General features: G+C 41.1%; 21 protein-coding genes. 1 reads left to right on the forward strand and 20 read right to left on the reverse strand.

Annotation, left to right across the window (positions count from 1 at the left end; genetic code table 11):
* Positions 1 to 70: 70 nt before the first annotated feature.
* The 20 genes from NST57_RS17130 to NST57_RS17225 form a co-directional block, all read right to left on the reverse strand.
* Positions 71 to 1,312, reverse strand: coding sequence for a dicarboxylate/amino acid:cation symporter (locus NST57_RS17130; RefSeq protein ID WP_341298938.1), 1,242 nt, complete (start codon positions 1,310 to 1,312; stop codon positions 71 to 73).
* 13 nt (positions 1,313 to 1,325) lie between these two features.
* Entirely contained in the window at positions 1,326 to 2,636 is a 1,311-nt protein-coding gene (locus NST57_RS17135; RefSeq protein WP_341298939.1) for an aminotransferase class V-fold PLP-dependent enzyme, read from the reverse strand.
* A gap of 601 nt (positions 2,637 to 3,237) precedes the next feature.
* Complete coding sequence (locus tag NST57_RS17140; RefSeq protein ID WP_160141251.1) at positions 3,238 to 4,110, reverse strand: SIS domain-containing protein; 873 nt, start codon at positions 4,108 to 4,110, stop codon at positions 3,238 to 3,240.
* 248 nt (positions 4,111 to 4,358) lie between these two features.
* Positions 4,359 to 5,111 carry an arylamine N-acetyltransferase family protein gene (locus NST57_RS17145; protein WP_341298940.1) on the reverse strand — a complete coding sequence of 251 codons (753 nt, stop codon included), beginning with the start codon at positions 5,109 to 5,111 and terminating at the stop codon, positions 4,359 to 4,361.
* A gap of 39 nt (positions 5,112 to 5,150) precedes the next feature.
* Positions 5,151 to 5,408, reverse strand: coding sequence for an HPr family phosphocarrier protein (locus tag NST57_RS17150; protein WP_008348124.1), 258 nt, complete (start codon positions 5,406 to 5,408; stop codon positions 5,151 to 5,153).
* Between the two features lie 26 nt (positions 5,409 to 5,434).
* A complete protein-coding gene (gene whiA / locus NST57_RS17155) occupies positions 5,435 to 6,385 on the reverse strand; it encodes a DNA-binding protein WhiA (RefSeq protein WP_008348125.1) in 951 nt (316 codons plus the stop codon).
* A gap of 17 nt (positions 6,386 to 6,402) precedes the next feature.
* Positions 6,403 to 7,362, reverse strand: a complete 960-nt coding sequence (locus NST57_RS17160) for a gluconeogenesis factor YvcK family protein (RefSeq protein ID WP_341298941.1) — start codon at positions 7,360 to 7,362, stop codon at positions 6,403 to 6,405.
* A complete protein-coding gene (gene rapZ, locus NST57_RS17165) occupies positions 7,363 to 8,250 on the reverse strand; it encodes an RNase adapter RapZ (protein WP_187442216.1) in 888 nt (295 codons plus the stop codon). It abuts the gene before it with no gap.
* A 39-nt stretch (positions 8,251 to 8,289) separates the two neighbouring features.
* The gene (locus tag NST57_RS17170; protein WP_341298942.1) at positions 8,290 to 8,754 is read right to left on the reverse strand and encodes an 8-oxo-dGTP diphosphatase; all 465 of its coding nucleotides are present in this window, start codon (positions 8,752 to 8,754) and stop codon (positions 8,290 to 8,292) included.
* A 359-nt stretch (positions 8,755 to 9,113) separates the two neighbouring features.
* Positions 9,114 to 10,064: a thioredoxin-disulfide reductase gene (gene trxB, locus NST57_RS17175; RefSeq protein ID WP_142156072.1), complete on the reverse strand. Its 951-nt coding sequence runs from the start codon at positions 10,062 to 10,064 to the stop codon at positions 9,114 to 9,116.
* Positions 10,065 to 10,298: 234 nt separating this feature from the next.
* A complete protein-coding gene (locus tag NST57_RS17180) occupies positions 10,299 to 11,675 on the reverse strand; it encodes an NlpC/P60 family protein (RefSeq protein ID WP_142156073.1) in 1,377 nt (458 codons plus the stop codon).
* A 363-nt stretch (positions 11,676 to 12,038) separates the two neighbouring features.
* Positions 12,039 to 13,499 (reverse strand): tetratricopeptide repeat protein, encoded by a 1,461-nt coding sequence (locus NST57_RS17185; protein ID WP_341298943.1) that lies wholly within the window; start codon positions 13,497 to 13,499, stop codon positions 12,039 to 12,041.
* A 130-nt stretch (positions 13,500 to 13,629) separates the two neighbouring features.
* A complete protein-coding gene (gene hisIE, locus NST57_RS17190; protein WP_142156075.1) occupies positions 13,630 to 14,259 on the reverse strand; it encodes a bifunctional phosphoribosyl-AMP cyclohydrolase/phosphoribosyl-ATP diphosphatase HisIE in 630 nt (209 codons plus the stop codon).
* Complete coding sequence (gene hisF, locus NST57_RS17195; RefSeq protein ID WP_142156076.1) at positions 14,256 to 15,014, reverse strand: imidazole glycerol phosphate synthase subunit HisF; 759 nt, start codon at positions 15,012 to 15,014, stop codon at positions 14,256 to 14,258. The genes hisIE and hisF overlap by 4 nt, the downstream gene beginning before the upstream one ends.
* On the reverse strand, positions 15,011 to 15,748 hold the full coding sequence (gene hisA / locus NST57_RS17200) for a 1-(5-phosphoribosyl)-5-[(5-phosphoribosylamino)methylideneamino]imidazole-4-carboxamide isomerase (protein ID WP_142156077.1): 738 nt from the start codon (positions 15,746 to 15,748) through the stop codon (positions 15,011 to 15,013). The genes hisF and hisA overlap by 4 nt, the downstream gene beginning before the upstream one ends.
* A complete protein-coding gene (hisH, locus tag NST57_RS17205; protein ID WP_142156078.1) occupies positions 15,745 to 16,383 on the reverse strand; it encodes an imidazole glycerol phosphate synthase subunit HisH in 639 nt (212 codons plus the stop codon). Before hisH ends, hisA begins: the two co-directional genes overlap by 4 nt.
* On the reverse strand, positions 16,383 to 16,967 hold the full coding sequence (hisB, locus tag NST57_RS17210; protein WP_017368110.1) for an imidazoleglycerol-phosphate dehydratase HisB: 585 nt from the start codon (positions 16,965 to 16,967) through the stop codon (positions 16,383 to 16,385). The genes hisH and hisB overlap by 1 nt, the downstream gene beginning before the upstream one ends.
* On the reverse strand, positions 16,964 to 18,253 hold the full coding sequence (gene hisD, locus NST57_RS17215; RefSeq protein WP_341298944.1) for a histidinol dehydrogenase: 1,290 nt from the start codon (positions 18,251 to 18,253) through the stop codon (positions 16,964 to 16,966). The genes hisB and hisD overlap by 4 nt, the downstream gene beginning before the upstream one ends.
* Positions 18,250 to 18,897, reverse strand: a complete 648-nt coding sequence (gene hisG, locus NST57_RS17220) for an ATP phosphoribosyltransferase (protein WP_007500071.1) — start codon at positions 18,895 to 18,897, stop codon at positions 18,250 to 18,252. The genes hisD and hisG overlap by 4 nt, the downstream gene beginning before the upstream one ends.
* A gap of 1 nt (position 18,898) precedes the next feature.
* Positions 18,899 to 20,065: an ATP phosphoribosyltransferase regulatory subunit gene (locus NST57_RS17225; RefSeq protein WP_142156080.1), complete on the reverse strand. Its 1,167-nt coding sequence runs from the start codon at positions 20,063 to 20,065 to the stop codon at positions 18,899 to 18,901.
* 233 nt (positions 20,066 to 20,298) lie between these two features.
* Here NST57_RS17225 and NST57_RS17230 point away from each other — a divergent pair, with 233 nt between their 5' ends.
* Positions 20,299 to 21,090, forward strand: coding sequence for a C39 family peptidase (locus NST57_RS17230; protein ID WP_142156081.1), 792 nt, complete (start codon positions 20,299 to 20,301; stop codon positions 21,088 to 21,090).
* Positions 21,091 to 21,101: the final 11 nt, after the last annotated feature.

The following is a 21,101-nucleotide window of genomic DNA, read 5'->3' on the forward strand; positions in this document are numbered from 1 at the left end:
TATCACTAGGCAATCATGTTATTTACAATAGACAGAATATTAAGTTAATTATACCTTTACATCAACTCGTTTAATATTTTATATCGTTTATTTTATTCACATTTAGTTGTTCATCTTCAATCATATTTTCACTACGCGCAATACACAGTGTACTGACTACGTCACCTGTCACGTTAAGTGAGGTGTGTCCCATATCGATGATTCTATAGATCCCAGCAATCATTCCAACTATCTCCATAGGGAGTCCTAATGTAGTTAACAGCATAATGGTCATAACGATACCACCTCCAGGAATGCCGGGCGATCCAACTGATATTAAAGTTGTCATTAATATGACTAGTAATTGCTGGCTAATTGGCATGTCAATCCCATATATTTGCGATACAAATATGATGGCAGCAGAGTAATACACAACGGCACCATTCATGTTCATCGTTGCTCCAATAGGAAGGGTAAATTGCGCTAGTTCCTCTTTCACCTTAAAATCTTCTTTCGTCACAGAAATAGTAACAGGTAAAGTTCCAGAACTGCTTGTCGTACTCGCAGTCACTACCCAAATTTTACCGATTGACTTAAAGAATTTGGATAAAGGAATTTTCGCTATGAATTTTAACATAAACAAGTACATCAAAATGATGACAGAAATCAAACCTATATAATCAACTAAAATAAATTTGCCCAAAGGCCCAAATATTTTCAAACCATATTCCCCAATCGTACAAGCCATTAAAGCAGCCACACCTATAGGTGAAAATGCCATGATGATTCCTGTCATTTTATACATTACCTGTGTACCTTCTTCAAAAAAATGTCTAAGGGTAACTGATTTATTTCCTACTAAAACGATGGATATCCCCAAGAAAATAGAAAAGATGATAATTTGCATGAGATTTCCTTCTGCTAGAGCCTGAACAGGATTTGATGGAAATAGACCTAATATCGTCTCTCCAAAAGTAGGAATATTGGCAGCTTTATATTCAGACGATGTCTTGATACTATCAATATCGATTCCATTCCCCGGTTTAAATATATGCGCAACCAAAAGACCGATTCCACCTGCTATTAAAGTCGTTCCAATATAATAAATCAACGTCTTTGTTCCGATTTTCTTTAATTTTTGAACATCACCAATACTAAAGATTCCAGAAGTGATGGATAAAAAAATGAGCGGAACCACGATCATTTTAATGAGTGTTAAGAATATATCCCCAATAGGTTTAATGATTAATATTTTTTCTTTAAAGATTAAACCTAGCAATATACCGATGACAAACCCAATAAATACTTTTGTACCGAGACCTAATTTCTTCATTAGTAGTTCCCCCCTAGTTGATGAGTTTGCTCATTCTCTTCGTTTCAGATAACTCTTTTGTTACACATAAAAATTGATCGATGTCCTCTTCTGTATGACAATGGAACGGCGAAACCCTTATCGCACCAGTTAATCCAATGGCTTCGAGTATACGTTTTGAGTAGACACTAGTATTCACTCGTTCATAAACGGTAATGCCTCGATCTTGATAATCCTTTCTTAGTTGTTCATCCTCTATCCCCTGAATTCCCATCGCAACGATAAGATCTCTTTTCGTTAAATCAGGGTCATCCGCAAAAACTTTTACGTTCTCCATGTATCTCAATCCCTCGATCTTATCACTGCCTTCAAGAAGTCTATGGAGGAGTGCTCTTTCGTGAAGAACTATTTTTTTCATACCCTTTAGATACTGCTCTCTCCTAGACATTTCTCCAATACTGTCGTATGAACCAAGCCAGCATACATAGTCGATAACAGCTGACATAGATGCAAATAGCGAAGGTGTTGGTGAACCAAGTTCCCATTCACGATCATCCTTTGCTATTAATTTTTGATGTGGAAGTTTCGATAATCTGTCTGAAACATAGGCGAATCCAATACCTCTTGACGCCATAAATTTATATGGTGCAAAGTTTGCTCCATCTATACCAAGCTTTTCTACATGAAGAGTCCCATGCGGCATATGCTGGACTGCATCAACAATAATATATAAATCTGGTTTTTTCTTTCTAGCAGCTTTTATCATTCCTTCAAGATCCATGATATTTCCCGAAATATTACTGGAAGCAATGACGCTTAACAAAATCGTATTCTCGTCAATTTTATCAGCGATCGCTTCGGGATCAACAAAGCCTGTATTCACATTTGCTTGAGCAACTCTAAATTCTTTATTGTTCTTTTGACAGTAAAATTCTAATGAATCATACGCAGAAGGATGTTCAATATTAGTCGTGACGGCATTCGTTCCCTCAACATTCTCAATAATAGTTGATACCATTTTAAACATGGCTTGAGATGCTGTTAAATCTGTTATTAAAGAACCAGACTCCGCTCCGAACATGACACTCAATACATCATTCTTACATTTGTCCATCATATCATTCAGATCTGTTGCTCTTTGATGGTACCTTTCTGGACAATCCGGTAACAAATCAATCTTTTCTTTCACCTTGATGGCTTCCTTTAACCTTAAAGAGCCTCCTGAATTATCAAAAAAAAGTCTTTCCCCATAGTCTGGGTCAAAGGATAGAAACGAAAATTTTTCACGTAATTCCTTTAATAGCTGCTGATCCATTAATTTCCCTACTTTATAATCATTCAACATACTTCCTCCTCTACAACACAGAAAATGTTTTTTAAAATTCTTTAAAATAATATAAATGAATAAATTTCTTCAATATTATGATGATATAAGCTTCTTTTTCTGTCAGTTATCTTGTTAAAAAACATGACGGTTTTTTTTCATACTAAATATTTCTTCCAAATCACTTAAATTAATACACTTTATAGAAATCACCATGAAGAACCAGTCACACAAGCAAGCGTTTTCATTTATTCTTTTTTAAAAAAATATGAAGAATTTATTTCATTTTGATTTTATCATATACATTTTGTTAATAACAATATTTTTTTGAAATTTTCAAAAAAATATAAGTTTATCATTTCCTAGTCCTGTTCCATTTTTTATCTTCTCAACACATGCACAGTTTCTCAGAATTTCTCCATTAGTCATTTAAAGTAAACAAACAATAACCCACCAATTAGAAAAACTGGTGGGTCGTTTTTTCTTAAAATTAAGTGCCGTTCTGTGCCAATTTACTTTATTGGAGTCATACATGATTGTAGTAATACAAGCTTGACCTCCCTTAAAGAATTCAAATACACCTGCAAAGGTCAGATCATATTTATATCAACTATACTTTTTATTAATACATACCAAACTGGCTAATATGTTTATTAATTCTTTCTAATTTTTCCTCACTATGAGCGACTGTCGCTCGACTGACATGTGTACATATTAACTCAGCTAAAAATAATACAGGTGTGTAAGAATTGAAGAATGCATTACTATCCACTGAAACTAAAAGTAGGACATCAGCAAAATGTGCTATAGGTGCTGTGGCTTTATCAGTAATGATGACAACTTTCGCATTGATTTCTTTTGCCATTTTGGCTGCTGCAAAGTCTACTTCAGAGTATCTTGGGAATGAAAAAATAAGGACACAATCATCCTGACTACATGAAGCTAAGGAATCAAACGGAGTAAACGATTGTTGACTATTAATCACTACATGATCAATGATCTGATTTAGGAAAACTCCCATTATTTCTGTTAAACCAACTCTAGCTCTACTGCCTAAAATATAAACTCTTCTAGCGTCAATGATATAATTGATTGCCTTGTTAAACTCTTCAGATGAATTTTTCTCTGAAATAGAATATATATTTTTTTCAAGAATTTTTAAATTGTCATTCAGTAAATCTGACTGTATCACTTTATCATAACTTAATTTTAATCTTTCAGAGGGAATGGTCACATCATCAGAAATGGCTAAGCTTTTGTCATAGTACTGTTCTCTAAGATATTTTTGAAAGTCACTATATCCAGAAAAGCCTAACTTTTTCGGGAATCGAACAACTGTAGCATTACTCACTTTTAATCTATGGGCTAGTTCTATTGAAGTGACAAGACATGCTTCTCTTACATTATTTAAAATGTATTCCGCTATATCTTCTTCCTTTTTTGTTAGTTTCGTGTTGCTTATCATTGTTTTCAACGATTTTTGCGATACATCCATTTGGCATCCCTCCATGTTCACTTATATTGATTCATTATATTAGGGGAATAGAATGATGAAAAGCACTTGATAAAGTACGATACTAACCCCGGCCTTTTTGACAGCAATTATGAGCGGTGAGTCATACGCCTAAAGGGGGATGAGCGATTCAGCTAGGCAAGCCGGGGTGCACATTTAACATTCGTGAGTGAGGCAGTGGGTACAAGAGTATGTCTATCCGCAAAGACAGCCATTCAAGCAAACTGTCTCTATGATTTAGGTGCAAGATGTGTTTGTACATATACTTCAAACGGTTGTGAGAGTGGTTTCTTCGATACTTCTTCCTGTTCATGTATCGTGACATGATCTTCTGTCACGATCACACGACCTGTTGGTGTCAGTTTGGATGCAAGCGGCCTTTTGTTAAAAGGAGAGGCTTCATTTTCATAAATCTCATGCCGCAATTGCACAAGTGTATCTTCACCGACTTCTTTTAATGTGAAAGCATAACCTGTTTCAGCACCCGCTCCCCTATCCAATTGGAGTAGATGGGTTCCTTTTTCTGTTTCTTCTGCGTTCACGCGAAAACGAAGGGACGGTGCTTCCACCCATTCACCTGTAAAAGGGACGGGCTGAAGGGGTAAATTCACACCAAATCCTGCATCAATGAGGTAGCGCTCATGGTGATGTTGAAGGACGATGGCTACATGTGTCCCATCCAGTGCCCACTTCTCTGCTTCTTTGTTATATACGGTCCCTTGAACGAGCTGTACAGCGAGACCTGCCTCTTTTAAGACATAATATAAGAGCGGATTGAGGTCATAGCAAAGCCCACCTCTGCTGCCTTCCAGAAGATGATGCTTCAAACCTTCTTGATCCAAAGCATAGGCGTGTTTACCCACCACAGATCTATTTTCAAAAGGAAAGGTATAAGCCATCTTCCTTAGTAAATCAGGCAATTGATCAAACGTAATGGACACGGCTTCGCATCCAATTTTCTGTAAAAAGGCTGATTGAATCACAACTTTCCCTCCTAAAAAAACTGAGCCCTTGAAAGAGACTCAGTTTTCTTGATTGATAAAATCCGTTAACGCATCGATGGCTTCTTGTTCATCTGCTCCATCAGCTATTAGTTTGACGGTGACCCCAGAGCTGATCGCAAGACTCATCAGTCCCATAATACTCTTCGCATTGACCTTTTTCCCATCTTTCTCTAGAAAAATATCAGCACCAAAACGATTGGCTTCTTGAACGAACAAAGCAGCCGGACGTGCCTGCAAACCCGTTTTCAGCTGAATTGTGACCGTTTTTTCCACCATATGATCTGCCTCCCTTTTTTATTTCCCTATTTGAGTGTAACAGCTTGTCCGTTTCTTAATTGTTCTGCAATTTGATCTAGCTTTCTTAAACGGTGATTAATGCCTGATTTGCTGATCTTGCCGCTTTCCACCATTTCGCCAAGTTCCTTTAGTGTGACTTCTTGGTAGTCAATACGCAGTTGCGCAATTTCACGCAGCTTATCTGGCAGGGCGTCTAGTCCAATCTTTTCGTCAATGAATTGAATATTTTCAACCTGGCGCAGTGAGGCACCGATCGTTTTATTCAAGTTTGCTGTTTCACAATTGACGAGCCGGTTCACAGAATTTCTCATATCTCGGACGATGCGCACGTCTTCAAAACGAAGCAATGAGTTATGAGCACCCACAACACTTAAGAATTCCGTAATTTTCTCCGCTTCCTTCATGTATGTGATAAAGCCTTTTTTGCGTTCAAGTGTTTTACTGTTAAGATGGAATTGATTCATGAGCTCACAAAGGGCATCATTATGTTCTTTGTATAGTGAAAAAATCTCAAGGTGATACGAAGAGGTTTCTGGGTTATTCACAGAACCTCCTGCTAAAAAAGCACCTCTCATATAGGAACGCTTGCAGCACCTTTTCTTCACAAGTTCTTCTGAAATGTTGCGTTCAAATACAAATTGTTCACCTAATATTTTCAGGTCCTCTAAAATGGTTTTCGCTCGTTCTACCAGTCTGACAATATACACATTATTCTTTTTTAATCTCATTTTTTTACGAACGAGCAGCTCGACGGTCACATCGTATTTCTTTTTCAAAAGGGTATAAATACGTCTTGCAATGGCTGCGTTCTCTGTCTGGATATCTAAAATCAATTTTCGATTAGAAAAAGATAATGAACCGTTCATACGGATGAGGGCAGAAAGCTCTGCTTTTGTGCAGCAGTCCTTCACTTCCAGATTAGTCAGCTCTTTTTTTGTTTCGGATGCAAATGACATCCTTGCCACCCCCATTCCTATTTTTTCTGATGCAGCAAATCGACGAGCAGCGAAGCTACTTTCAGCGTGTCATGACGAATCACATGTTGGTCATATGTAATAATTTCTCCTGGGATGACTTCTAGTCCCATGGCTTTGAGTACATCTGTGTCGAATTGTACAGGCTGCGCCTGTTCTTCTGCATATTTTGCTTTGATTTCTTCTGGAATTTCTTTATTGTTCACAAATATCGTATCGATAAATGGCCGGTCCATATGATCGTTTAGTGCCTGCACATGATCAGCTGCACTGTAGGAAAGCGTTTCCCCTGGCTGTGTCATGACATTGCAAATATAGACTTTGTTCGCCTTAGATCGAATCACTTCTTCTCCAATATGCGGTACAAGCAGGTTGGGCAAAATACTGGTATACAAGCTGCCAGGTCCAATGACGATCAAATCAGCCTCACGAATGACTTGAATGGATTCTGGGAGCGGCTCAATCGTATCGGGTGTAAGAAAGACTCGTTTAATCCTTTCACCGTAGGTCGGGATCTTTGATTCTCCTGTCACCACTTGCCCGTTTTCTAATTCCGCATGAAGAACAACACTTGAATTCGCTGCTGGCAATACTTTTCCTCTCACATTTAAGACCTTGCTCATTTCTGTGACGGCATGAAAAAAATCACCGGTTATATTCGTCATAGCCGCAAGAATGAGATTGCCGAGAGAGTGGCCTGTTAAGTCATTCCCTTTATTAAAACGGTGCTGAAATAAATCTTCTACAAGCGGTTCCACATCAGAGAGTGCCGCAAGTACATTTCGAATATCGCCTGGAGGCGGAATATTCAAATCATGGCGCAGTCTGCCTGAGCTGCCTCCATCATCAGCTACCGTCACAATGGCGGTAATGTCCACTGGCTTTGTTTTTAACCCTCTGAGTAAAACAGATAAGCCAGTGCCTCCGCCAAGAATGACAACCTTTGGAAGTGTCGTCATCTATTTTCTGCTTCTCTTTTCAATGTCCCGGTGAGTGACATGAGTATAGTAGTCATTTTTAAAATACTCCGATAAGTAGTTCGCTAGCGTCACTGATCGGTGCTGTCCGCCTGTACAGCCAATAGCGATCACCAGCTGACTTTTCCCTTCTCGTTTATAGGACGGAAGCATAAAGCTGAGAAGGTCAATTAGTTTCTCTGTGAATTTTTGTGTCTCGCTCCATTTCATGACATAGGAGCGTACTTCTTCATCGTTTCCAGTCTGTGGACGCATGCTCTCAATATAGTAAGGATTCGGCAGAAATCTCACATCAAATACAAGATCAGCATCAATCGGCAGACCGTATTTAAAACCGAAGGACATCACATTCACTGTAAACACCTGCCCTTGGCTCGTGGCAAAGTGTGCGACAATTTTTTCTCGAAGCTGTTTGGGTTTTAAATCCGATGTATCAAAAATCATTTGAGCCCGGCCTTTTAACTCTTCTAACAGATCGCGTTCCATCTCAATTCCTTCAAGCGGCAAACCTGTTGTCGCAAGGGGATGAGAACGTCTCGTTTCTTTATATCTTGAGACAAGCACCTTATCGTTTGCATCTAAAAATAGAATCCTTGGTGTGATCCAGCCGATATCACTCATCTCATCTAAGGCAGCAATTAAGCTATCAAAGAATTCGCGTCCGCGCAAATCCATCACAAGGGCCACCTTGCTCATCTTCGAATTCGAATCCTTCATGAGTTCTAGAAACTTCGGTAAAAGTGATGGCGGTAAGTTATCCACACAAAAGTAACCTAAATCTTCAAAGCTTTGGATGGCAACGGTTTTCCCCGCACCTGACATCCCTGTAATAATCACAAGCTGAATATCATCTTGTTTGTGCGTATTCATGCCTGCTCCCTCTCCTTCTTTATGAAAACGGTTCATTTATTAGTCTCCTTGAGGATCTAATCGATAAGCAATCAGCTCAAAGTCTGGTGTATACGTAAAAGTTCCGTGGAGAAGTCCTTTCCCTTTCAACATGAAGTCAAGAATATGGGAATCTCCTGGAACCATCGGCAAGCTGGGCACATCTTTTACATCATGCCATTTTAAAATGCCTTCCTCCGACTCTGATACGTTTTTTCCTGTAAAGGAATCTGCCATAAAGGTGAACATCATCCACTCTTGAACGATTTGATCGCCTTCTTTTATGATAAAGGTAAACACGCCTTTTAGCTGCGGATTTAAAATATAAATACCTGTTTCTTCTCTAAATTCTCGAACGACTGAATCCTTGACCGATTCTCCGCTCTCCATTTTGCCGCCAGGTGCTACCCACCAGCCTCGTCTTGGCTTTTGCAGCAAGAGAACTTGATCATCGTGATGCAGCACACAATTGGTTACTCGTTGCATCAGCTGTCACCTACTCTTTTATATCTTTTTCTTATTATACAGGTTCATCATGACTCCCACAATGAACATGCCCGTTCTTCACTGAAAACAGACAGGTTTTCGTATGAATATGGTGACGGGCACTTTCTCTATTCTTTATTTTACAACATCTAACGGTTCTCCATGCGTCATTTGTGAACATCTCGTGAATTTCTGATTTTAAGCAAAAAAAAAAGGACACGGATTCACATCCGTGCCAAACATGTATTCCTTATAAAAGGGGGTCAATTACTAGTTTCATCATAACGGATAATTGTTTCACCCGTGTTACATTCCAGTTAAAAGCCCGTGACGCAATATTAAGGATTTACGACAGCTGTTTATTTCATTGCTTTTAGCTTTTCAGCAAGCTCTTCTACATAATGCTGTGCACTCTGTGCTGCAATACTTCCATCACCTGTTGCTGTGACGATTTGACGAAGGGTTTTTTCACGAATGTCGCCAGCTGCGAAGATTCCTTCAACTTTTGTTTCCATTCTTTCGTTTGTCTCAATGTAGCCCTCTGCATTTGTAATTCCCAGATTTTCAAATGGTTTAGACAGCGGCAGCATACCGATGTAGATAAAGACGCCATCTGTTTTGAAGTCTTCTTCCTCACCTGTCACGGTATCAATTAATGTCACACTGCCGACTTTTCCGTTTTCTTCATTAATTTCTTTAATGGTTTTGTTCCACATAAAGTCGATTTTTTCATTATCAAATGCACGTGCTTGCAAGATGCTTTGGGCACGAAGTTTGTCGCGTCTATGGACAATTGTGACTTTAGATGCAAAGCGAGTGAGGTAAACACCCTCTTCTACTGCTGAATCTCCTCCGCCAATCACGACAAGCTCTTTGTTTTTAAAGAAGGCACCGTCACATACAGCGCAGTATGATACGCCGCGGCCGCCAAGTTCTTTTTCGCCTGGTGCACCGATTTTTTTGTATTCAGCACCTGCCGCAATAATGACAGAGCGTCCTTTGTATTCTTTTGAACCAGCTTTGACGATTTTGTACTCTTCACCATCTACAATTTCTTTAATATCGCCATACGCATACTCGGCACCGAATTTCTTTGCATGCTCAAACATTTTATTTGAAAGTTCCGGCCCTAAGATGCTTTCAAAGCCCGGATAGTTCTCGACATCTTCCGTATTCGCCATTTGGCCGCCTGGAATTCCTCTTTCAATCATCAGTGTTGAAAGATTTCCCCGTGATGTATAAACAGCGGCTGTCATTCCGGCAGGACCCGCTCCAATGATGATCGTATCGTAGATTTTTTCTTCTGACACAACTGTCACTCCCTCTTCAATTGCTACTGGCATTTCTTATTAGAATACCCTTGGGTGATGCTTCCATTCATGACAGAGAGCATCAATTCCACTCTTAGCTTTTATTCCTTACCCATATCCTATTAAATCTGCGGATAATAAGCGAATCATTTGCTCATATCTTCAAAAAAAGAAAAAGCTTCCTTAAACTGCTGTTTAAGGAAGCCTGTTTACGGTTATATAGTAAGTAATGATTTATTCAACGACTCTTCTTACAACGCCTTTGAATGCTTTTTTCCAGTAAACGTTGCTCATTGAGTCAACTGAAACACCGCGAGAGCTGTTATCGTTCAGGAATGTACCGTTTCCTAAGTAAATACCAACGTGGCCATTTACTTTGTACGTATCAAAGAACACAAGGTCTCCACGTTTCATGTCAGATGCACTTACAGCTCTTCCTTTACCTACAAGCGTATCTGTTGTCGTACCGCCAACTGGTCCAAGGTTGATGCCTGCTGATGCAAATGCCCAGCGAACGAATGAAGAACAGTCAAAACGACGTGCGTTAATATCGGCTTGTGATCTGCCGCCGCCCCATTTATATGGAGATTGTCCTACAATGGTAGAACCTGTGCTGATCGCACCTTCGATTCCGCCTACGTTATTGCTGACAGGTGATCCACCGCCAGAAGATGGCTTTTTGCTTGGTGAACTGCTGTTGTTGTTATTATTTGAAGATCCACTGTTATTTGAAGAAGAACCGCTATCGTTATTAGAGCTGTTGTCTTCTGCTTGAACACTAGCTTGACGCTGCTGTTGTCTTTGTGCTTTTTCTTCTTTTGCTTTTTGAGCAGCTTCTCTTGCTTCTTTTTCAGCTTGTTTTTGAGCAGCAATTGTTGCGTCTTTTTCAGATGCAATGCTGTTTGCCTCAGTGTTTAACTCGCTGATTTGAGAAGAAGCACTTCCTTTTTGCTTTTTCACTTGCTTGAATAGCTTGTCTTTCTCATCAAGCTGCTTATTTAAGTCTGTTTGAAGTGTTTCAAGCTTTGCAAGTGTGTTTTGCACATTTTCAAGCTTTGTGTTTAATTCGTTTTCAGACTTTTGTAATTCTGCTTTGTCTTTTTCCTGCTCTTTAATGATTTCACTGTCTGCGTTGATCAGTGTAGAAACTGCACCTGCACGGCTGATGAAATCGCTAAAGCTTTTTGCTCCTAGTAATACATCTATGTATTTTGTAGAACCGCCGCTCTCTTGGAGTGCACGTACACGCTTTTTCAAGAATTTGTTTCTATCTTCGATACGTTTTTCTGTATCAGCAATTTCTTTTTTCAGTGCTTTGATTTCTTTTTTTGTTTTTTCGTTTTCTTTTTGTTTTTCTTCGATTTGATCACTTGTTTTTAAAGCTTTTTCGTCAATTTCTTTTAGCTTTAGCGCAAGTGCCTCTTGTTTTGCCTCAAGCTTTGAAAGCTCATCTTTTTTCTTTTGAAGATTCTTGTTTACCTCTGACTGCTTGCTGTCTAGTTCTTGTTTCTTTTGTTCAAAGTTCTGTGCATTTGCTTCATGAGTAAATGGAATAAATAAACCGCTCGCTCCAATCACCGAAGCTAAACCGAAAGTAATAAACTTTTTCACGTATAGTTCCTCCTTTGACAATTTCCCAAGCGACATGAGAAAGCAGCAAATTCTCTGCGACCAATCTGTGCTTCCTGTGTCTTTCTTCCTGATGAATCAGTCAGATGTTGACCAGATTGTTTCTATCACTAGGTGTTGCATTATGTATAGTAAAATATTTAAATATATGTCTTTGTTTTAATCCACGATTTTCATTATACATGACACATCGACAAAATGAGCTAATATTTTTATTACATTTATGTTTCAAATAGATGTCGAGATTGTCATACTTCGCCAAATCCTAGCAAATCACACCTTTTTATCCAAGAAAAAAGCATGACCTTTTTGGCCATGCTGCTGTTATCTGAATCTATTTACCTATTAAACCATGAACGCACAAATAACATTCTCATATTTTGACAGCGTTTGAACGCTGATTTGAAAAGAGGCTGCGATTTCTTTTTTGCTGACAGTTGATTCTTCTTGTTCATTCATCCATAGATAATAAGAAGCTGCTGCCCATGCAATGGCATTTTTCTTCTCTACGCCTGAAGCGCGAGCTTGCTGAATAATATGGAATAACCAAAAATATGGCATGTGGCTATCAGGCTGCACCGCTTCTTCCAAAGCAGATGCTGCCTGTTTTGCGAAGACCGCATCTTCTGAAAACGATCGTTCTTCCATTTGATCTTCATATAAAAGTAACTCAATAAACTGCTGTTCAAAGGCCGTTTTCGCAGCGCGGGAATCAAGAACAGATTGCAAGACGTCACGTTCACCTTTTTGTTTGCTGACATAGTAGGCAGTGAGCCGTTCCTCAATTGAAACCATTGGCTCAGATTCCTCTGGTTTGTCTTGCCACGGCTTGATTTCATCTGCATCAATATCTTCTTCCACCATCTTATCCCAGACGGTTTGCGCCAGCGTTTTGTGGCCCGTATAATAGGCTGCACTTGCCAGCCAGTATAAAAACGTACTATCACCTTGGAAACCTGTTTTATACAAAGAATAAAGCCATTTAAATGCCCATTCAAATTCTCCAACAAGGGCAAATGTCGCGCCAAGCTTATAACGCTGTTCACTTAATATTGGATACACGTGCGTTAATTGCTTCGCTAACAGATTGACCTTTTCTTCTTCTTTTTCATAATGATAGAAAACAAGCTGATTACAAAGGGCATGCAGATTACCGGGATTTTCATGAAGAACCCGGTTCAACATTTCTTTTGCCTGATCGATTTGACCAGAATAAAAATAGGCCAAAGCGAGATTATTATACGCTGACCAAAACTCTGGATACTCAACTATCATCTGTTCTAGCATCTCGATTGCTTCATCCAGCCTGCCGCTTTCTAGCAAATGATTGGCTTGATCCTGTTTTACAATCAGATCATCCTGATCATAAGGAAAATCTTCATCAACATCGTCACTCATATCAAGCAGATCGAGGAGATCGTCATTTTCATCTGCAAATTCCCCGTCTTCTTCCAGCGCAGCATAAGCAGTGGCGCATCTATATGCCTCTTGAAACAAACCGAGATTCGCATAATTATTGGCTTTAAAGTAGTGACACTCTGACATATTCTCATCCAAGTGTTCAAGGATAAAATCAAGCAGTTCATTTGATTGTTGGTAATGACCCATTTCAGTATAAATAATGGCAAGCTGCGACAGCATTTCTACATTTTCAGGCTCAAGTACGATGGCCCGCTGTATCAGCTTACTTGCCCTAGACAGATTTCTTTCTCTATATGCTTTTAGACCTTTATGAAAAAAGTAATGCCCATCTTGGAATAGTTGGACGACTTGTGTGTGATTATTTTGAGAAGTGTATTTACTCACCGATACCCTCCATTTCGAACAGTGTACCGTGTGTAGTATAACATACTTCATGAGTCGTCACATAGAACAAAAGGAAAGGAAGGATTTGTTTTTCATTTAAAAGCAAAAAGCCGGGGGTACCCCCAGCTTTTCATTCCCCTTGATGGCGCTTTTTGAGTACCTTTAATACATCATCAAGAGGCAGCTGCTGTTCACGTAATAACACAAGAAGGTGATACAGAAGATCTGCTGTTTCCCATTTCAATTCTTCTTGATCACGGTTCTTCGCTGCAATGATGACTTCAGAAGCTTCTTCCCCTACCTTTTTCAGGATTTTGTCGACTCCTTTTTCAAAGAGATAGGTTGTATAAGCTCCTTCTGGCATTTCCGTCTGCCGCTTCGCAATGACCTGTTCCAGTTCATTTAAAATGGCAAAGCGGTCTTGTTCTCCCTTTTGCTGTTTCACGCCTTCTTCTGAAAAACAGCTATAGCTGCCTGTATGGCAGGCTGGACCGCTTGGTGTCACTAGAACAAGCAGGGCATCTTGATCACAGTCATAGCGAATAGATATGACACGCTGGGTGTGTCCAGATGTGGCTCCTTTGTGCCAAAGCTCATTTCTCGATCTGCTAAAAAACCATGTTTCCCCTGTCTCTAATGTTTTTTCATAGGATTCTTGATTCATATACGCCAAAGTAAGAACTTCCTTGCTTTGAGCATCCTGTACAATGGCAGGAATGAAACCTGCATCATTAAAGGTTAATTCGTTTGCCTGTTTCATCTTACCTTCACCCCGTGTTCTCTCAAATATGTCTTCACCTCTTGAATGGAGGTTTCTTTATAATGGAAAATAGAGGCTGCGAGTGCGGCATCAGCTTCACCTTTTGTAAAAGCCTCCAACATATGCTGCGCATTGCCAGCACCTCCTGAAGCAATGACTGGCACTGTGACTGCTTCTGATACAAGCTTCGTCAAACGATGCTCAAAGCCCGTTTTCTCACCATCGGCATCCATGCTAGTCAGCAAGATCTCGCCTGCTCCTCTTCGCACGGCTTCTTTCGCCCATTCACTCACTTCTAAATCCGTTTGACGGCGTCCTCCGTGCGTATAGACCATGTATGCTTGTTTCTCTTCATCGTATTTCGCATCAATCGCAACAACTATGCACTGTGAACCAAAAAAGTCGGCTCCTTCTGTTATTAGCTCCGGTCTTAAAACAGCCGCTGTATTCACAGACACCTTGTCTGCCCCTGCTCTTAATATACGCTTCATGTCATCAAGGTGGTTAATCCCGCCGCCCACCGTGAACGGGATAGCGAGAGTAGATGCAACTTGTTTGACCACATCCACCATCGTTTTTCGGCCTTCATGAGAGGCAGATATATCAAGAAAGACGAGTTCATCCGCACCTTCCTCGTCATAGATCTGCGCTAATTCTACCGGATCACCAGCATCCTTCAACCCCATAAATTGGATACCTTTGACCACACGCCCTTCCTTTACATCAAGACATGGAATAATTCGTTTTGTCATCATATGCTGTCAAGCCCTTCAAACGCTTCAGCTAAAGTAAATTGCTTTGTGTACAGCGCCTTGCCAATGATGGCACCAGACACACCTGTCTGCTTTTGTGCTGACAGCTTTTGCAGATCACTCACTGCACTGACACCACCTGAGGCAATGACTTGTTTGCCAGTTGCTTCTGCTAATCGAACCGTACTTTCCACATTTGGACCAGACAGCATGCCGTCCATTTGAATATCAGTGAAAATAAAGACCTCTGCGCCTTCCTTTGCCAGTTCCTTACCAAGTTCCTCCGCCTTCACTTCCGACGTTTCAAGCCAGCCTTCAGTCGATACAAAACCGTTTCGTGCATCAATGCCAATGGCTATTTTCTCTCCATATTGCGCCAGCATTTTTTTCACAAAAACCGGGTTCGACACCGCTGAACTGCCAAGAATGACTCTCGATACGCCATTGTTTAAATAAAATGCAACATCTTCTTCTGTCCGAATGCCGCCGCCAATTTGGACATTCACATCCAAGGAGGAAGCAATCGCCAGCACATGCTCGTGATTCACGCGTTTTCCTGCTTTTGCGCCATCTAAATCAACGAGATGTATCCATTTTGCTCCTTCACTTGCAAACAGTCTCGCCATGTCTAACGGTGAATCTCCATAAATGGTTTCTTGGTCATAGTCTCCTTGCACAAGTCGTACACATTTGCCATTTCTCATATCAATTGCTGGATATAATGTAAATTCACTCATTTGCTCACCCTCTGTTCGTTTGCTAATTGAATAAACTGTTTCAGCAGCGCCATTCCTGTTGTACTGCTTTTTTCAGGGTGAAACTGCGTTCCAAACACATTCCCCTTCCCAACAACGGCAGGTACTTGCACACCATAGGGTGCACTTGCCAATAGGTCTTCTGGATTCATGCCGCTCACATAATAAGAGTGAACAAAGTATGCAAATCCTTCTGGCACACCTTCAAACAATGGAGAGGGCTGATGAAATGTGAGCTCATTCCAGCCCATATGAGGTACCTTCAGCCTTTGTCCATCCTGATCACGATCCTTCAAAAGAACAACACGTCCTTTTAAAAGGCCTAACCCTTTTGTTTTTCCTGCTTCTTCACTTTCTTCAAACAACAACTGCATGCCAAGGCAAATGCCAAATAACAGCTTTCCTTCCTGCACGACTTGGTGGATAAACGCCTCAAGTCCTGTCTGTCTTAACAGCTGCATCGCATCACGAAACGAACCGACTCCTGGCAAAATGTACGCATCTGCCTTTTTCAGCTCCTCTGCTTCAGAGGACACGATATAAGACCCTCCTGCTCGTTCCAGTGCTTTTGATACGCTAAATAAATTTCCCATTCCATAGTCGATCACTCCGATCATTAGAGCATCCCCTTTGTCGACGGAATCCCTTTCACACGCGGATCAATGGTGGTTGCTTCATCTAAGGCGCGTGCCATCGCTTTAAAAATGGCTTCAATCATATGGTGGGTATTGGTTCCATAGTGAACGATCACATGCAGATTGATTCGTGCTTCAAGGGCAAATTTCCAAAGAAACTCATGAACCAGCTCCGTATCAAAGGTGCCGACCTTCTGACTAGGGAAATCGGCTCTCATTTCCAAATGAGGACGATTGCTTAAATCAACGACTACTTGAGCAAGTGTTTCATCCATTGGAACAAAACTAGAGCCGTAGCGCTTGATTCCTTTTTTATCACCGAGCGCTTCTTTAAACATCTGCCCAAGCACGATGCCAATATCTTCTGTTGTGTGGTGATCATCGACATCTGTGTCTCCTTTTGCATCTACAGTTAAGTTAAAATGTCCATGCTTTGTGAATAAGTCGAGCATGTGCGTCATAAAAGGGACATCTGTCTGAATATCTGCTTTTCCTTCGCCATCAATCTCTAGCGCTAACGAAATGTTCGTTTCATTTGTCTGTCTCGCTGTTTCCGCCTGTCTCATTTTGATTCCTCCCGCTTTCTCGCTTCAATCGACCTTGCATGTGCTTCAAGCCCTTCTAATCTTGCAAAAGCTGCAATGCTTTCCCTATTTGTTTCAAAGGCTTCTTTGCTATATGAAATGATGCTCGTTTTCTTTTGGAAATCCGTGACGCCAAGCGGACTGGAAAATCTTGCCGTCCCGTTTGTTGGCAGCACATGATTCGGTCCTGCGAAGTAATCCCCTACCGGCTCTGGGCTGTAACGCCCTAAGAAAATTGCTCCAGCATGCTTGATTTGACCAAGTAGTGATTCTGGATATGCCGTCAGTACTTCTAAATGCTCTGGGGCTAACTGGTTCACGATATCCACTGCACGATCTAAGGATTCTGTCACGTAAATGTGGCCATGGTCTTGAATGGATCGTGCTGCGATTGATTTTCTTGGCAAAGTGTCCAGCTGTGCTTGCACCTCTGCTTGCACTCTTTCAGCCAGTACCTTAGATGGTGTCACCAAAATACTAGATGCCAATACATCATGCTCTGCCTGTGAAAGCAAATCAGCTGCCACCTCATGTGCAGCTGCCGTTTCATCTGCTAAGACAGCAATTTCACTTGGGCCCGCAATCATATCAATGTCTACTTGACCAAATACTTCCCGTTTGGCAAGTGCTACATAAATATTTCCTGGACCGGTGATTTTATCAACAGGCTGAATACTTTCTGTTCCATATGCAAGAGCGGCTATCGCCTGAGCACCACCCATTTTGTACATTTCTGAAATGCCCAGCTCCTTCGCAGCTACTAGTACAGCGTCAGACAGACGGCCGTCATTTCCTGGTGGTGTCACAAGGACAATTCGCTCAACGCCGGCAACAAGTGCTGGAATCACATTCATTAAAACAGATGATGGATAGGCGGCAGTTCCGCCTGGGACATATACACCGACCGCATCAAGCGGTGTTACTTTCTGACCAAGCATTGAGCCGTCCTTTTGGTGATAAAACCAAGAGGATGTCAGTTGACGCTCGTGGTATGTTCGAATATTCCGGATCGCCGTTTGAATGATTTGGATCATCTCCTGATCCAAACGTTCGTAGGCCTTTGTCTTTTCATGCTCCGTCACAAGTGGCTGTTCAATTGAGACACCGTCAAATTGCTTCGTAAAAGACCGTACGGCTTCGTCACCATTTTTTCTCACTTCTTCGATAATTCGCTGAACAGCCAATCGTTGCTCTTCCGTTCCTGTATCTAGAGAACGCTTGAGTGAGAGAGTGTCTGTCTCACCTTTTTGTATGTAGGTGATATTCATGATGTTTCCTCCCCTTCTCCTTCGATGATTCTTGCCAGACGCTGCGCCATTTCATCGATTACCGCATCCTTCATTCGATAGCTCACCGGATTGACAATAAAACGTGACGTAATGTCACAAATATGTTCCGTTTCAACAAGTCCATTTTCCTTAAGCGTTTGACCTGTGGAGACAATGTCAACAATTCGATCGGCAAGTCCGATGAGCGGTGCTAATTCAATGGAACCATTCAGCTTAATGATCTCCACCTGCTCACCTTGTTCTCTAAAATAAGAAGAAGCGACATTTGGGTACTTTGTGGCCACACGCGGCGCGACCCCGCCCCAACTGGCTCCCGGCAAGCCCGCTACAGCTAAATGACACTTGCTAATGTTTAAATCGAGCACTTCGTACACATCACGTGCTTCTTCAAGCATGACATCCTTCCCTGCAATGCCCACATCTGCTACACCGTGCTCTACATATGTCGTCACATCCATTGGCTTCGCTAAAATAAAGCGGAGATTTTCTTCCGGCACATCAATGATTAATTTTCTTGAATCTTCGAATTCCTCCGGCAGCTGATATCCAGCCTGTCTTAATAGCCCTGCTGCTTCTTCAAATATCCGCCCCTTCGGCATTGCCATTGTCAACACTTTACCCATTTTACTCCTCCTTTCTAGCGCCGATAAAATAAGTCACTTGCTCAAACGCCTTGGTCATGGCATCGATATTTTCAATACCTGCTAAGTCTTGGAGAACAATCCTTTTGCCCTTTGTCCGCTCTTTTTCTGCAAAAGCAAATGCTTCAAGCCGCTGTTCTTTACTAAAAATCACAGCCTCTTGGGGCTCACTTATTTCTTTTGCGTCGAGCGCCTCAAGAAGACGGTCTAATCGAAGTCCGAATCCTGTAGCGGGTGCGGGTGCATTAAAGTGAGCAAGCAATTGATCATACCTTCCTCCACTTCCGATCACAGACCCAACATGGTCTGCAAATACTTCAAACAAAATCCCAGTATAGTAGCTCATATGACTGACCATACTTAAATCCAAACGGATATATTCTGTACAGCCGTAATCTTCAAGTGTCTCCCACAGCGCCTTTAACTCCGCCAGCACTTCTTTGCCCTCTTGTGACACCACAATTTCTTCAGCCTGCTGGGTCACTTCTTGACCGCCGCGCAGCTCCAAAAGCTGGAGCAGCCTTGTTTTATCGATGGATGAGAGCGGCAATTGTTTGACATGCTGCCTGTATCCCACATAATTCTTTTCATATAAAAATCGGCGCAGTACATTCGCCCGCTCTGTATTCCCTAGTACATCTAAAAACAAGGTCTCAGCCAAAGCCACATGCCCGATCGCAATTTTGAAGGATTGAAGTCCGGCATTTTTTAATGCAAACACGACAAGCGCTATGACTTCAGCATCTGCACTAATCGAGCCATCACCAATCAATTCAATACCGACCTGCTCAAATTCAGAAGGTCTTCCGCCTTCTCTTTCCTGTGCCCGAAACACATTGGCTGCATATCCGACTCGAAGCGGATACGCCTGTTCGTGAAGCTTTGAAGCCGCCACTCTCGCAATCGGTCCCGTCATATCAGGTCTAAGCACAAGGGTTTGACCATTTTGATCAAGAAGCTTAAACAGCTGCGTATCTGTAATCGCCGATTGAACACCGACTGTATCGTAAAATTCAAGCGTTGGCGTTTCCATTAAACGATAACCCCAACCATTCATGACCTCTGTTAAAGAATGCCTGACTCTTTTCTTCGTCTCATACAATCCTGGTAATGAATCTCTCATACCATATGGTTTTTCAAACATGAACATGTTCTTCCGCACCTCCAACTCATTAAAACAAAAAATTCCGAATCCTTTAGTTCGCTAATATGATAATATGCTAACAAAATAAAGTGATTAAATCAATCATTTTTATTTTCCCCTTTTTTTCCTTAATCATTTGTTCATATATTACATTAAAATGACACCTGATCCTTTTTGATCTCTTTACTTTAGGAACATGCTATAATACTTAAAAATATTGAATAACACAGGAGATTACAGTGAAATTCATCCAGACATTAATCTTAACTTTGTTGTGCGCATGTCTTGTTTATTTCGGCTTTATTTACATTTCACAATTCGACCAAGTCAAGAAAACAACATCGCCGCAAGAAGCCAAAGAAAAAGAAAATGATACCGCACTAGCAGCAGAAGAAACACGTTCTACGAAAAAGGCAGAAACGACACATTCTAGTTTAAAAGGAAATAAAAAAGCCATGGACGTCATCCTCTTTAATCAAATGGATGCACCAAAGCTTTATAACGGATGCGAAGTCACGAGCTTAGCCATGATTCTTCATTACAGCGGCTATGAGAAAATAACGAAAAACGCATTGGCAAACGAGATTAAGCGTGTCCCGCTCAATTATGAGAATGGCTTAAAAGGGGACCCTCATGACGGGTTTGTAGGCGATATGGAGAATGGGCCAGGCCTTGGTGTGTACCACGAACCCATTTATCAGCTTGCGAAAAAATATGCAGGTAATCAAGCCGTAGACTTAACTGGTAAGCCAGTCAAAAAGGCCATCTATCAATCACTTGAAAAAGGCTATCCTGTCTGGGTTATTACAACATCAACTTTCGCAAAAACAAATAACATTGAAACATGGAGTACACCAAATGGAAAAATAGATATCAGCTTTAAAATGCATAGCGTCGTCATTACTGGCTATGATAAGGATCACGTCTACTTAAATAACCCATACGGAGAAAAGAATCAAAAAGTCGATCGTGAACAGTTTGAGGATTCTTGGAAACAGATGGGCAGCCAAGCGATTATCATTAAAGCATAAACCCCCGCTAT

The organism is Bacillus sp. FSL M8-0077, assembly GCF_038050255.1.
GTDB classification, from domain to species: domain Bacteria; phylum Bacillota; class Bacilli; order Bacillales; family Bacillaceae; genus Bacillus; species Bacillus altitudinis.